We start from the raw sequence: 14,236 nt of genomic DNA on the forward strand, positions 1-14,236 counted from the left end.
CATCGGAAAGACTGACGCCTGCCAATTTTTATCGGCGCCAAGACACGTGCTTGCAGGTGAACGCAAACATAACAGATACAAAGATATATTGGCTTTACGGAAACGTAGTTGCGCGCCAACAATACAATACACGAGCGCTCCGAACGTAAGACTTTATCGTCTCATAATATATCGGCTGGCTGGATGGAAATATTACATATCAGAAATCAGTGATATTCGTCATTTGGGCGCCTACCGGGTACCCGCCATTATTTCGCCCTCAAAAGACAAATTCTCACCACACACTCTTTCTTGAATAAGGGTGTTCCTATTCGAGGGACCGACCATTCGCCAACCTAAATGGAGTTATCTCTATGAAGTCTGCGACTCGATCGGCCAGTTCGCCGTTTTTCAGTGCCGCAGAGACTGCAGCGCTCCCGCCCGTGGGTGGCATTTCGAAGCGTGGCTTCGATATCTTTGCCGCTTCACTGGCGCTCGTCTTTCTGAGCCCGCTCTTTTTGATGCTGGTTGCGCTCGTCAAGTTCTCCGACGGCGGCAGCATCTTTTATGGCCATCGCCGCATCGGTCATAACGGGAAGTCTTTCCGTTGCCTGAAGTTCCGCACAATGCGGACGGACGGTGACCGGATTCTGCAAGAGTATCTTAGAAGCAATCCAGCCGCCTACGAGGAGTGGCGCGCGACGCGCAAGCTGCAGGATGACCCCAGGGTCACCGTCGTCGGCAGCGTTTTGCGCAAGCTGAGCCTCGACGAGCTGCCGCAGCTTATCAACATCGTCCGCGGTGAAATGAGCATCGTCGGCCCGCGGCCGGTGGTGCAAGATGAGCTGGAGCTCTACGACCAAGCTGCCGTCTACTACCTGCAATCGCGCCCGGGTCTTACCGGACTGTGGCAGATCAGCGGACGCAACGACGTGTCCTACGCGGCTCGCGTCGCGTTCGATACCCATTATGTCCAGAACTGGTCCATGCTGCGCGACTTCTCCATCGTCGCAAAGACCATTCCGGCCGTTTGCTTCTCACGCGGCAGCTACTGACGGATCAACGCCCTCGCACCCGCACGACCGACAGGTCGGCCGCGGGATCGGCGTCTTTTAACGGGAACCTCATATGAACAAACACGCTCCGTCAGGGAAGTCCTGGATTTCCCGCAAGGTGTCTCGTTTCCTTCACCACACGGTCCTGGTTGCCGCGGTGGTCCTTGGCGCCACTCAAGCCGGCGCCGAGGAATATCAGCTTGGCACCATGGACAAGCTCAAGATTCGCGTCGCCGAGTGGCAAACCGCCGAAGGCGCCGTGCGCGATTGGTCGGTTGTCACTGGCGAATATACCGTCGGGCCGTCCGGCGCGCTGTCGCTGCCGTTCATCGGCGATCTGCCGGCGGCCGGCAAGACGACCACCGAGGTCGGAGAAGCGATCGGCGAGAAGATGCAGACCCTGTTCGGTCTGCGCGATCGCCCGTCCGCCTCCGTCGAACTTGCACAATACCGCCCGCTTTATCTCTCCGGCGAAGTCGAAAAGCCTGGCGAATATCCCTTCGCACCCAATCTGACGGTGCTGAAGGCGATAAGCCTCGGCGGCGGATTGCGTCGCTCCGAAAGCGGGCAACGTTTCGCCCGCGACTATATCAACGCTCACGGCGATTCGAGCGTGCAGACGGCCGAACGCAACAGGCTGCTGATCCGGCGCGCCCGGCTTCAGGCCGAGATTGCCGACAAGCAGGGCATCGAGTTGCCGAAGGACCTCCAGGGCGTACCTGGCATCGACAAGCTTCTTGCGAACGAAACGGCCCTGATGAGCTCGCGCGACAGGAGGCAGAAGCTGCAGTTGAAGTCGCTTGCCGACTTGAAGGCGTTGCTGGAAAGCGAAATCCAGTCGCTGGCAAAGAAGTCGGAAACGCAGAACCGCCAGATGGAACTCGCGGCGGAAGACCGCGAGAAGGTCGAGAGCCTGGCCGAAAAGGGGCTGGCGCTCAGCCAGCGCAAGCTCTCGCTGGAGCAACGTGTGGCCGAGCTGCAATCTGCTTTGCTCGACATCGACACGGCCTCGCTCAAGGCGAAGCAGGATGTCAGCAAGGCGGCGCAGGACGAAACCAATCTTCGCAACGATTGGGATGCGCAGCTGGCGCAGGATCTCCAAAACACCGAAGCGGAACTCGACACGCTGCAGATCAAACTCGGCACCAGCCGAGACCTGATGGCCGAAGCACTGCTGCAATCGGCGGAAGCGGCACAATCGAAGGACAATACGGCAGACGCCGTCATCGCCTATTCGATCATCCGCGAGCGTGACGGCAAGCCGACCGAGGTCACTGCCGATGAAAACACGCCGGTGTTGCCCGGCGACGTGATCAAGGTTCAAGCCAACCTCGCGACGCAGTAGGATCGGCCGTGAGAATTGCGAAGTCGAGCTTGATATCGCCTGACCGCAATGGTGCCTATGGCACCGTTGCGATCGCGCTGTCGTTCTTCGTCTTCGCCTATTCATCTCGCTTCGGACAGGCGTCGATCCTGCTTTATTACGGACTGTGGCTGCCGCTCGTGCTTGTCGACTACCGTCGCGTGCTCGGCAACTACGGCAGGCGTCTGTGGATCCTCGGCTTTGCTGTCTTTGCCTGCCTTTCGGTCTTCTGGTCGGCAGCACCGTCGATGACGGCACGCACCGGGATCCAATATTTTTCGCATGTCGTTTGCGCCCTGATCGCCATGAGGCTCATCGACATCAGAACCCTGACACGCGGTGCGATCGCGGGGATCGGGATCGTGCTCGTCTACTCCCTGCTCTTTGGTGTCTACCATCTCGATCCGCTTGACGGCACATACAGCTTCGTCGGCGCCTTCGCCTCGAAGAACCAGTTGGGCTTCTACGCCTCGCTCGGCATCTACTTCGCTTTCATAGCGCCCGTCGCTCTTGGGGAGCGACGCTTGTGGCTTCTGGCATCCGGCGCGGTCGGGCTGCTTGCGGCCTATTCGCTGCTCGCTTCGCAATCGGCCACATCCGTATTGACCACCGCCGTAATCATCGGGCTCTGGCTTGGTATGCGCGTCGTCGGTCTGCTTTCGCCCGGCCACCGCAAGGGCCTGTTTCTTGCAGCTGTCATCTGCGGCGCGTTGGTTGCTGTCGCGGGCATCTATGGCGGCGGCGTCGATCTGGTGCTTGGCCTTTTCGGCAAGGATTCGACGCTGACCGGGCGCACCTATCTGTGGCAGCAGGGCATCGAAGCGGCCATGGCCTCGCCGGTGGTGGGCGTCGGCTACCAGGCCTATTGGGTTCAGGGCTTCTCTGAGGCCGAACGCCTGTGGGAAGAATTCTACATCTCGACGCGCTCGGGCTTCCATTTCCACAACACCTTCATCGAGGCGATCGTGGAAACAGGTGCAATCGGGCTTTTCCTGCTATCGGGCATTCTGCTGACGACCGTTCTCGGACATATCAAGCGCCTCTTGACGGAGGACCACGATACCCAGTCCTCGGTGCTATTCGGTATCGCGATGTTGCTGCTGGTGCGCTCTTTCGTGGAGATCGACATTATGAACCCCTACCACGTTGGGTCGTTCCTGCTCTATTTCGCCGCTGGCAAGCTGACCTTGCCGCAACCCCGACCGGAAGCGCGCTCGGCTGAGGTCCGCAGAGCGCGGATCGTGCCGCAGGGCATGCCGCAGCTGAGGTACTGATGGACCGGACCAACGGGCGCGCGATGACCACAATCTACGGGATCCAGTACCTGCGTGCCGTTGCAGCGCTCGGCGTCGTCGTATTTCATGCGGCCGAGCGCACAGGGCATCATTTCGCGATCGGCGCTGCCGGCGTCGACATCTTCTTTGTCATCAGCGGTTTCATCATGTGGGTGATCAGCGAGCGCAAGCCAATGTCGCCGTTCTCTTTCCTGCGTGACCGCGTTCAAAGGATCGCGCCGGTCTACTGGCTGGCGACAGCCGTCATGGTTCTTGGCGGCCTTGCCGGGCTTTTCCCCAATCTCGTTCTCAGCCCCACCCACGTGGTGGCGTCGCTTTTGTTCGTCCCGCTACCATCCCCGAGCACCGGCGAGGTTTGGCCGGTTCTCGTCCAAGGCTGGACGCTGAACTACGAGATGTTCTTCTACGCCGTCTTCGCCTTGACCCTCTTGCTGCCGCGGTCGCGTCGACTGCTGGCGATCACCGCCTGCTTCCTGCTGCTGGTCGGCTTGGGCTTCGCCATCGATTGCGACAATACGCTGTTCGCCGCCTATACGCGGCCGATCATTCTTGAATTCGTGGCCGGTATGATCATTGCCGAACTGTGGCTGCGGGGCAGGGTACCGGAAAGCAATGCCGGCATGGCGCTCGTTGCAATCGCGTTTTCAGGTTTTTCGGCGCTGGCCGTGTTTCGGTTGCCTTTCGACGAATTCGTGCTCGGGCCCTTGGCCGTCATGCTTGTCGTCGGCACCTTGGCGCTCGAAAGTCGTGGCTGGTTTCGCCCCCGTGGATTGCCGATACTTCTCGGCGATGCGTCCTATTCCATCTATCTCTGGCACACCTTCGCCATATCGGTTGTGGTGAAGATCTGTGCCAGGGCGGGTGTCGACCTCGCTCTTTCGGCGTTCCTCGCCGTCGTAACGGGAACGGCATTGGGCGTCGCCGCCTATCTGCTTCTCGAAAAACCGCTGACGCGACGTTTGCGCTCGCGCATCGTACCGAAGCCATTGCAGCAGGGCGTAGCTTAAGTCTTTTCGGTGCGGCGCATGAAGCGCCGCACCGCTTCAGCAATTCATCAGGCGCCCTGGTTGCGACGCGAATGCCAGTTCCAGGCGGTGCGGGTGATATCCGACAGATCGTATTGCGGGACCCAGCCGAGAATGTCGCGTGCCTTGTCGTTGTTGGCGACCAGAGTCGTGGAATCGCCTTCGCGACGCTCGACCAGATCGATATTGAACTCGCGGCCGGAGACGTCGGCGATTGCCGTCAACAGTTCCTTGACGGTCGTGCCCGTACCGGTGCCGAGATTGAGCTCTACGCTGTCGCCGCCGGCCAGCAGATATTCGACGGCGCGCACATGCGCGTCGGCCAGATCAAGCACATGGATATAGTCGCGCACGCAGGTGCCGTCGCGCGTGTCGTAGTCCGTACCGAAGATCTTGAAGCTTTGGCGGCGACCAAGGGCGGCGTCGATCGCAAGCGGGATCGCGTGCGTCTCGGGCTCGTGCCACTCGCCGATGCGGCCTTCCGGATCGGCGCCCGCGGCGTTGAAGTAGCGAAGGATCACCGAACGAAGGCCCTTGTACTGGCCATAGTCCTTCAGCGCCTGCTCGCACACCCATTTCGTCCGACCATAGGGGTTGATCGGCGCCTGGCGGTGCTGCTCGTCAATCGGCACGCTCTCGGGCAGGCCGTAGGTGGCGCAGGTCGATGAGAAGACGAAGGCCTCGACACCGGCGGCAAGTGCTGCCGAAAGTAGGGTGAGGGTGCCGATGACGTTGTTGTCGTAGAAGGAGACCGGGTCTTTCACCGATTCACCGACCTCGATCATCGCCGCAAAATGCAGGATGGCGCGCGGCTTGTGGCGGGCGAGCACCTCGTCGAGACGCTGGCGATCGCGGATATCACCCTTTTCGAGCACGCCCCATTTGACGAATTCCTCGTGACCGTTCGACAGGTTGTCATAGACGACGGGCTCAAAACCCTTGTTGGCAAGTTCGAGGCAGGTGTGCGAGCCGATATAGCCGGCACCGCCGACGACGAGGACTTTGTTACTTTCCATGATGCTTTTCGATCCCTGGGAGGTTCAAAGGAATTGCCGAGTTTTTTCAACGGATAATGACAGGGTTGTCAATGCCGGCCGCAATCAAGCACGTGTCCATGTCGCGTGTGTGGCGGGTGGGCACAGGGGCGGCTTTTCCACAAGGACGAGATGCTCGGAGCATGTCGAGATCGACGTGAATTTGCACGCCGGGGACAATTCTCTCAGCCTTGCCTGCGAGCGAGATGCTTCTTTCCCATCCGTCGAAATATATAGCATATTAATTTACTAGATTTAATTGATAATGACGCTGGCAGTCGTACCATAGCCTTCAGATTTTCGAAGGAAGGCTCTCATGACGACGAAACTGAAACGGCTTGCGCTCACCCTCGCGACGCTCGCGGCGACCGGCCTGACCCACGTGGGTGCCCACGCCGAAGGCACGGAGCCGATAAAAGGCGGGACGCTGATCTATCTGGAGCAGCAAGCCCATACCAATCTCTATCCCCCGGCAGGCGGCTTTTATCCGAACGGCGGTATCCTCAATCAGATCACCGACAAGCTGACCTATCAGAACCCGAAGACGCTTGAGATCGAACCGTGGATCGCCGAATCCTGGACGGTCAACGCGGATGCGACCGAATACACTTTCAAGATCCGCCCGGGCGTCACCTTCTCCGACGGCACGCCACTCGACGCGGCGGCCGTCGCCAAGAATTACGACGTTTTCGGTCTCGGCAACAAAGCGCTGAAGCACCCCGTTTCCGAAGTCATCAACAACTATGAACGCAGCGAAGTCATCGATCCGCTGACCGTCAAATTCTATTTCAAGCGACCTTCGCCGGGCTTCCTGCAGGGAACATCGGTCATCGGCTCCGGTCTCGTGGCGGCCAGCACCCTTTCGCTCCCCTTCGAAGAGCTTGGCGACGCAACCAGGATCATCGGCTCCGGTCCCTTCGTGGTCGAGAGCGAGACGATCGGCAAAGAGCTGAATCTCAAGGCGCGCGAAGACTATGTTTGGGGCCCCGCGAAGCTCGAGCACCAGGGCCGCGCCTATCTCGATGGCATCACCTATATCATCACCGGCGAAGACAGCGTGCGCATCGGTGCGCTGCTTGCGGGCCAGGCGGATTTCATCCGTCAGGTCCAGGCCTATGACGAAAGCCAAGTCGAGGCGCAGGACTACCAGATCTACGCACCATCGACACGCGGCGTGAACAACAGCGTCGTTTTCCGGCCGGACAATCCGCTCGTGGCCGACGTCAAGGTGCGCCAGGCACTGCTGCACGCGACCGATGCCAAGGAAATCGTCACGACGCTGTTTTCTGCCAACTACCCGCAGGCGACCTCGATCATTGCGTCCTCTGCACTCGGCTACAAGGATATCTCGGCAAAGCTCGCTTTTGATCCGCAGAAAGCCAAGGCGCTGCTCGACGAGGCCGGCTGGTCGGTCGGATCCAACGGCCTGCGCCAGAAGGATGGCAAGGAACTGGTGCTGACCGCTTACGAATCCCTGCCCCAGCCGCAGAACAAGGAGACGCTGCAACTGGTCGCCCAGCAATGGGGCAAGGTTGGCGTGAAGCTCAACGTTCTTGCCGGCGATAGCGGCAGCAGGACGGTCGACGATCTCGATCCCCTGAAGACGCCCGTCTCACCGGCGATGGTCGGGCGCGCCGATCCCGACGTGATCAAGAGCCAGTACTACCCGAAGAACCGCGACGTGCTGCGTCAGAAGGGTGGCCTCAGCGACAAGGTCCAGAGCTTCGTCGATGACAAGCTGAACGGCCTGCTCGACTCCCTGGCCTCCGAGCCGGACCGTGCAAAGCGCCTTGCGATCGCCGGCGAGATCCAGGACTACGTCGTGGACCAGGCCTATGCGATCCCGATCTTTGAGGAACCGCAGGCCTATGCCGGCGCACCTTACGTCCAGGGCGTCGCCTTCGAGGCGGTCGGTCGTCCGAGCTTCTACAGCACCTGGCTCGCCGAGCATTGATCGACGCGCGGTCACCGCGCTCGCGGTGGCCGCCACTCCTGAAATTCGCGTGCAGAGGATTGGATCATGTCCGCCTATTTGCTCAATCGCGTCGGACAGGCGCTCTTCGTCCTGTGGGCCGCATTCACGATCTCCTTCGTGTTGCTTCAGGCGATGCCCGGCGACGCGATCCTCATCAAGTTCCAGAACCCCGATCTCGGGTTGACTGCGCAACAGGTCGCCGAAATCCGCGCGTCCTATGCCGCCGACAGCCCGGTTATCGTTCAGTACGTGCAGACGATCGGCAATTTCCTGACCGGCGACTTCGGCTACTCCGTTCAGGCGGGCGTTCCGGTGAGCAGTTTGCTCGCAGCCCATCTGCCGGCAACGTTGAAACTCGCCACGCTTGGCTTCCTCCTTGCCTCGGTGCTGGCGATCCTCATCGCCTTCCTCTCCAGTCTGACGCCGTTCACCTGGCTGCGCGGCGCGCTGCAATCCGTTCCTTCGCTCTTCATCTCGATCCCCACCTTTTGGCTTGGGATCATGTTGATCCAGATCTTTTCCTTTCGCTTGAAGCTCGTTCCGGTCATCAATCCGGGACCCTGGCAGGAATTGATCCTGCCCGTCTTCACGCTCGCGGTACCGATCTCTGCACCGCTCGCCCAGGTGCTTGTGCGCAACATCGACGAGGTGATGACGCGGCCCTTCGTCGGCGTCGCCCGTGCCAAAGGCGCGAACCGTCACTGGATTCTCTGGCGGCACGTGGCGAAGAATGCGCTCCTCCCGACACTGACCATTGCGGGCGTGCTCTTTGGTGAACTGATCGCCGGGGCCGTGGTGACGGAAACCGTCTTCGGGCTCAACGGCATCGGCGGCCTTACCGAACGGGCCGTCGGCAGCCAGGATGCCGCCGTTCTCCAGGCCATCGTCGTGCTCTCGGCACTCGCCTTCGTGATCATCAATCTTGCCGTGGACCTGCTCTACCCCGTGCTTGACCCACGCCTCAGGACAAAGGTCGGAGTTGCCGCATGACCACCTTCGATACGCTTCACGACGACATCGCTGCGGATGCAAGGCGGCAGACCCAAGGGCGGCGCTCTCGCATGGCCTCGACGCTACGCCGCGTGCCTCCGGGACTGGCCTTGTCCTGGTTCATCCTGGCGACGGTTTTCCTCTGGGCGGTCGCCCCCTCGCTGTTCACAGGCTACAACCCGCTCGAGGGTGTGGGTGGCGCGCAACTGAAGCGTCCCAGCGCAGAGCATCTGTTCGGGACCGATGCTCTCGGACGCGACCTCTACGCACGCATCGTCCATGGTGCCGTGCATTCGCTGACGGGTGCCTTTGTCGCCGTTGGCCTCGGCCTTGTTGTAGGCACCGGGCTCGGCGTCGTCGCCGGCTCCGTCCGGCGTCGTTTCGACGATGCGATCATGCGCCTTGTCGACGTTTTCCTGTCGATCCCGCCATTGCTGCTTTCGCTCAGCATCATCATCCTGCTCGGCTTCGGCACGGTGAATGCGGCTATTGCCGTCGGCGTCACCTCGGTCGCAGGTTTCGCCCGGCTGGCCCGAGCCGAAGTCGTGCGTGTACGCCGCAGTGACTATGTCGAGGCGGCCTTCGGCAGCGGCGGCACGTTTGCATCGGTGCTTTGGCGGCACATTCTGCCGAATTCGCTGACGTCGGTTCTGGCATTCGCATCGCTGCAGTTCGGCTCGGCGGTGCTACAAATCTCGACACTCGGATTTCTCGGCTATGGCGCGCCACCGCCGACGCCCGAATGGGGCCTGCTGATCGCAGAAGGCCGCAACTACATCTCGACGGCCTGGTGGCTGACGACGGCTCCCGGCGTCGTGGTCGTTCTCGTCGTATTGGCCGCCAATCGGGTCAGCCAATCCTTCGGAAAGTCCACAGCATGACCGTGATCCCTCAGCAGGTGCCGCCCGTTCTCGAAGTCGAGGGTCTATGCATCGCCTATGGTGATGGAACTGCGGAACGACGCGCTGTCCACGATGTTTCCTTCAGCATCAATCCTGGCGAAGTCGTTGCCCTTGTCGGAGAATCCGGCTCCGGCAAGACCACCACAGCGCAGTCGATCATCGGATTGCTTGCCGCGAACGGTCGCGTCGAACGCGGCAGCATCAAGCTCAACGGGACGGACATTGCCCGATGGACCGATCGGCAACTGGAAACGGTGCGTGGCGCCAGGATCAGCCTCGTGCCTCAGGATCCGGGAAACTCTCTCAATCCGGTCACGACCATCGGCGCGCAGGTCGGCGAGATCTTCCGGATCCACGGTGCGCTGCCCCCCGACGAGATCGACGATCGCGTCATCTCCCTTCTTGCCCGTGTGGGCCTGAGCGAGCCGGCATTGCGGGCGCGGCAATATCCACACGAACTGTCGGGTGGCATGCGCCAGCGCGTGCTGATCGCGATCGCCATTGCCCTGAAACCGCAGTTGATCATCGCCGATGAGCCGACGAGTGCGCTCGACGTCACGGTGCAGAAACGCATTCTCGATCTGATCGATGAATTGCGAGCCGAGTACGGCACTGCCGTACTTCTCGTGACCCACGATCTCGGCGTTGCCGCCGACCGCGCTGAACGCATCGTCGTTCTTAAGGACGGGCGAATTCAGGAACAAGGCGCAGCCAGCCTCATTCTCGCAGCCCCGCGCAGCCCTTACACACGACAACTCCTGGCGGCTGCACCGTCTTTCGCAAGCCCTGTGTCCAGGCCGGGGGCCAGTTCGGCAGCATCAGGGGTTCACGACGATATTGTCGTCGTCGACGGTCTTGTTCGCGAATTTGCGGGCGAGGGCAAAAGTCGGTTTCGCGCGGTCGACGATCTGAGCTTTCGTGTCCGTCGCGGGTCGACCCACGCGATCGTCGGGGAATCCGGTTCGGGAAAGACGACGACCATCAGAAGTATTGTTGGCTTCGACAAACCGACCGCTGGACGGATCGAAATCGACGGTACAGATCTTTCGCGTCTTACCGGAGAGGATCTCCGGCAATTTCGACGCAAGATCCAGCTCGTCTACCAGAACCCCTACGGATCGCTCGATCCGCGCCAGAGCATCCTGCAAATCGTGGCGGAGCCGCTGATCAATTTCAGCCGGCTCAAGCGCACTGATCGCGAGGAGAAGGCGAGGGCGATCCTTTCCCGGGTCGGGCTGCCCGAAGACGCGTTTTCGCGACGACCGCACGCACTGTCCGGTGGTCAGCGCCAGCGGGTCGCGATCGCCAGGGCACTTGTGCTCGATCCTCAGGTTCTGGTGCTGGACGAGGCGGTATCCGCGCTGGATGTGAGCGTCCAGGCGCGCATTCTCGCCCTGCTCCAGGAACTGCAGAGCGATCTCGGCTTGACCTACCTCTTCGTGTCCCACGATCTGGCCGTGGTGCGCCAGATATCCGACACCGTTTCCGTCCTGAGGGATGGGCGCCTTGTCGATGGTGGGGTGGTTTCTGAGGTCTTCGAACATCCCGGCAGCGACTACACCCGCGAGCTGATCAACGCCATTCCCGGGCAAAGCCCCCGGGCCGCTGCCTGATGCGGCGGGAATTACGAACAAGGACTGACCATGACACAGACCACCCCACGCAAGCGCCTTGGCTTTTTCACACGCCTGCTCGACGACGTTCCCGCCGGCACCCGCTATTACTACGCCAAGGAGCAGATCGTGACCGCCGAGCGCTTCGGCTTCGATACCGCCTGGGTGGCGCAGCATCACTTCCATGCTGATGAAGGCGGTCTGCCCGCCCCCCTTGTTTTCCTCGCTCATGTAGCAGCCGAAACGACGCGCATCCGCCTCGGCACGGGCGTCATCACCCTGCCGCTCGAAAACCCGATCCGGGTGGCGGAAGACGCAGCGGTTTTCGATTTGCTTTCCGGGGGCCGCCTGGAGGTGGGATTCGGCACAGGCGGAACGCCGTCGTCCTTTACCGCCTTCGGCCTTGAAAGCGCGGAGCGTGGTGTGGTCTTCGGTCGGCATCTGCAAACCGTGCTTGATGCCTGGGCCGGGCGAGCGCTTGCCGGCGGGGATCGTCTCTATCCCGCAGCGCCGCAATTGCTCGATCGCATCTGGCAGGCGACCTTCTCCGCCGCTGGCGGCGAGCGCGCCGGTCGCGCTGGCGACGGCCTGATGCTGTCGCGCACGCAGCCGCGGCCGCAGGACAAACCGAACGCCTCGTTGGCGGAACTACAGAACCCGATCATCGACGCCTATCTCCATGCGCTTCCCTCCGGTCGCGCGCCGCGCATCCTTGGTTCCCGCAGCCTTTTTGTCGCCGATAGCCGTGCTGAAGCGCTGCGGCTGGCGGAGATCGGGCTGAACCGCGGTGCAGAACGCTTGATCGCCGCCGGCCACAAGGTTGCCGGCAACTCCCTTGCCGATCTGATTGCTGCATTCGACGTCCATGTCGGATCGGTGGACGACGTCATCGAAAGCCTCAGCCGCGACGAGACACTGGAGCGCGTGACCGACCTCGTGTTCCAGGTTCACTCCGTCGATCCGCCGCACCCTTTGATCCTTCGTTCGATCGAATTGATCTCGACCAGGGTTGCGCCAGCGCTCGGCTGGGCGCCGCAGGAGAAGTTCCACGCGCGCCGGTTTGGTGCCGTCGGTTGAGACTGAGCGCCGATTTCATCCAGTAGAGGAGACAAAGCCATGCCCCAAGTGTCACCCGACATCATCGATCTGCTCGCCGGCATCACGCCGGGATCGAGTCTCGACCGCATACGCGCCCAACGACCGGAAACGCGAGAACAGGCGCAGCAAAGCTATCTCGCGCTATTTCGACCCAAGGCACCTGGCGACGTCTCCCTGGCGGAGCGGCAGACAATTGCGAGTTTCATCGCCGGCGTTCACCGTCAGCCGGATATCTATGAATTCTACGTCAATCCCCTGGAGGAAAGCGGTACGGACCGCTGGCTTGTCGAGGTATTGAAGGCGGAGATTGGGGCAGGGCAGGCGACGGGTCCCTACGGCGATTACCCCGAGGGACCGTTGAGCGTCGAGAACAGGGCAGGTCTGCTTTATCGCGTCTCGGACGCAAACCGCGACGTGCTCGGCGAAAGGCTCTCCGCGGCGCTGGAGCATGCCCATCTGCTCGTCTTCCGCCCGCGCGAGGCCAGCCCGCAAGCGTTGCAGGCGCTGCTCGACGCCGGCTGGACGACAGATGGCATCGTCACGCTGTCGCAACTCGTCTCGTTTGTCGCGTTCCAGATCCGGGTGATCGCCGGGCTCAGCCTGCTTTCCGCCGCATCGAAGCGTGCCGCCGCATAAGACATCGAGAGGAACCGCGACAATGACTGAACTTGCCATCATACCGGGCGTAGAAAATCCTCCTGTAACCTTCACCCAGGCCGAGATCGGCTGGACGCCGTGGCTCCAGCCCTTGGCCGAGGACGATCTGACCGATCGACATCTCCGCGGGCTTGTCGAAGCGGCACGCGCAAAGTCTCCCTATTTTCGTCTGCTGGTCCGCGATCCGGAGGTACTGGAGGCTCGCACGAAGACGGACAAGGACATCTTCTACAATACCCGCACGGGCTTGCCGCGCGCGGAGCGCGAACTCGCGGCCACGGCCGCTTCGCGCTCAAACGGCTGCATCTTCTGCGCCTCCGTCCATTCGCGCTTCGCGTCTCATCATTCGAAACGCGGCGACGACGTGCAGAAGCTGCTGGATGAGGGTGTCGGTGCCGACCTTGGCGAACGCTGGAATGCGATCGTTGCCGCCTCCGTCGCGCTGACTGCGACACCGCCCGCCTTCGGCGAGGAGCATGTCGCGCTGCTGGCTGTAGCCGGCCTTGATGAGTTGGAGATCGCCGACGTGATCCACGGCGCCGCCTTCTTCAACTGGGCGAACCGTCTGATGCTTTCGCTGGGCGAGCCAACCCCAGCCAATTGATCAGCGCCGGATCCGGCGGCCGACGTATTTCGCTGGCAATAAGAAAGCCCGCAACCTCGGCAGAGGTTGCAGGCCATTGCATCCGATGGTGGTCGGATTAGAAGTTGCGCTGCAGACGGACGAAGCCCTTGACCTGCTCGTCGGCATTGTCCTTGTCTTCGTACTGAACGGAGATGCGGGTCGCCAGACCTTCGGTGATCGCGTAGTCGAGCGTTACGCCAGCGCGCCACATGTCGTCGTCACCGAAATCGGTGAACGAGGTCTGCAGGCTATCCCAGTACTGGACACCGGGGGTGATCTTCAGCTTGTCGGTTGCCTTGAAGGCGTACGACGCTGCAACGGACCACTCGGAAGCCTTCCAGTAAGTGTTCGGGTTCGAAGCCCAGATGCCGGCAAGCTGGAAGGTGCCCGGGCCGAGGTCGGCCGAGAGCAGGCCGCGGATTGCGCCTTCTTCCCATTCGGTGTCGTAGCCGCCGAGCAGGTCGAAGGAAACGCCGCCGACCGAAGCCGAAACGATACCGGAGATGCCGATGCCGTTTGCCTTGGTGGACCAGCCTTCGAGCTCGTCGACCGAGATACCGGCCTGGAACGAACCGCCGTCGTAGAGGTAGGCGATCGAGTTGAACTCGGTGACGTTGCCGAGCGT

At 61.4% G+C, this 14,236-nt stretch carries 13 protein-coding genes; 11 read left to right on the forward strand and 2 right to left on the reverse strand.

Annotation, left to right across the window (positions count from 1 at the left end):
* The first annotated feature begins 353 nt into the window (after positions 1-353).
* The 4 genes from V7S54_RS30720 (at position 354) to V7S54_RS30735 (ending at position 4,699) form a co-directional block, all read left to right on the forward strand.
* Positions 354-1,034: a sugar transferase gene (locus V7S54_RS30720; RefSeq protein WP_336409708.1), complete on the forward strand. Its 681-nt coding sequence runs from the start codon at positions 354-356 to the stop codon at positions 1,032-1,034.
* Positions 1,035-1,107: 73 nt separating this feature from the next.
* A complete protein-coding gene (locus V7S54_RS30725) occupies positions 1,108-2,379 on the forward strand; it encodes a polysaccharide biosynthesis/export family protein (RefSeq protein ID WP_336409707.1) in 1,272 nt (423 codons plus the stop codon).
* A gap of 8 nt (positions 2,380-2,387) precedes the next feature.
* Positions 2,388-3,671 carry an O-antigen ligase family protein gene (locus tag V7S54_RS30730; protein ID WP_336409706.1) on the forward strand — a complete coding sequence of 428 codons (1,284 nt, stop codon included), beginning with the start codon at positions 2,388-2,390 and terminating at the stop codon, positions 3,669-3,671.
* A gap of 23 nt (positions 3,672-3,694) precedes the next feature.
* Positions 3,695-4,699 carry an acyltransferase family protein gene (locus tag V7S54_RS30735; protein ID WP_336409748.1) on the forward strand — a complete coding sequence of 335 codons (1,005 nt, stop codon included), beginning with the start codon at positions 3,695-3,697 and terminating at the stop codon, positions 4,697-4,699.
* Positions 4,700-4,746: 47 nt separating this feature from the next.
* Here V7S54_RS30735 and galE read toward each other — a convergent pair whose 3' ends face one another.
* Positions 4,747-5,733 carry a UDP-glucose 4-epimerase GalE gene (galE, locus tag V7S54_RS30740; protein WP_336409705.1) on the reverse strand — a complete coding sequence of 329 codons (987 nt, stop codon included), beginning with the start codon at positions 5,731-5,733 and terminating at the stop codon, positions 4,747-4,749.
* Positions 5,734-6,067: 334 nt separating this feature from the next.
* Here galE and V7S54_RS30745 point away from each other — a divergent pair, with 334 nt between their 5' ends.
* The 7 genes from V7S54_RS30745 to V7S54_RS30775 all read left to right on the forward strand — a co-directional run bounded on the left by V7S54_RS30745 (position 6,068) and on the right by V7S54_RS30775 (position 13,590).
* The gene (locus tag V7S54_RS30745) at positions 6,068-7,705 is read left to right on the forward strand and encodes a TIGR04028 family ABC transporter substrate-binding protein (protein ID WP_336409704.1); all 1,638 of its coding nucleotides are present in this window, start codon (positions 6,068-6,070) and stop codon (positions 7,703-7,705) included.
* Positions 7,706-7,771: 66 nt separating this feature from the next.
* A complete protein-coding gene (locus V7S54_RS30750; protein WP_065372853.1) occupies positions 7,772-8,716 on the forward strand; it encodes an ABC transporter permease in 945 nt (314 codons plus the stop codon).
* Positions 8,713-9,597, forward strand: a complete 885-nt coding sequence (locus V7S54_RS30755) for an ABC transporter permease (protein ID WP_065372852.1) — start codon at positions 8,713-8,715, stop codon at positions 9,595-9,597. The genes V7S54_RS30750 and V7S54_RS30755 overlap by 4 nt, the downstream gene beginning before the upstream one ends.
* On the forward strand, positions 9,594-11,231 hold the full coding sequence (locus V7S54_RS30760; RefSeq protein ID WP_336409703.1) for an ABC transporter ATP-binding protein: 1,638 nt from the start codon (positions 9,594-9,596) through the stop codon (positions 11,229-11,231). The genes V7S54_RS30755 and V7S54_RS30760 overlap by 4 nt, the downstream gene beginning before the upstream one ends.
* Positions 11,232-11,261: 30 nt before the next feature.
* Positions 11,262-12,308: a putative FMN-dependent luciferase-like monooxygenase gene (locus V7S54_RS30765; RefSeq protein ID WP_336409702.1), complete on the forward strand. Its 1,047-nt coding sequence runs from the start codon at positions 11,262-11,264 to the stop codon at positions 12,306-12,308.
* Between the two features lie 39 nt (positions 12,309-12,347).
* Positions 12,348-12,965 (forward strand): CMD domain protein, encoded by a 618-nt coding sequence (locus V7S54_RS30770; protein WP_065372849.1) that lies wholly within the window; start codon positions 12,348-12,350, stop codon positions 12,963-12,965.
* 22 nt (positions 12,966-12,987) lie between these two features.
* Positions 12,988-13,590 (forward strand): alkylhydroperoxidase domain protein, encoded by a 603-nt coding sequence (locus V7S54_RS30775; RefSeq protein ID WP_336409701.1) that lies wholly within the window; start codon positions 12,988-12,990, stop codon positions 13,588-13,590.
* A gap of 97 nt (positions 13,591-13,687) precedes the next feature.
* Here V7S54_RS30775 and V7S54_RS30780 read toward each other — a convergent pair.
* A partial coding sequence (locus V7S54_RS30780; protein ID WP_336409700.1) for a porin occupies positions 13,688-14,236 on the reverse strand: 549 nt, incomplete at its 5' end.

The organism is Ensifer sp. CCNWLY38, from assembly GCF_037120565.1.
Classification (GTDB): Bacteria; Pseudomonadota; Alphaproteobacteria; order Rhizobiales; family Rhizobiaceae; genus Ensifer; species Ensifer adhaerens_H.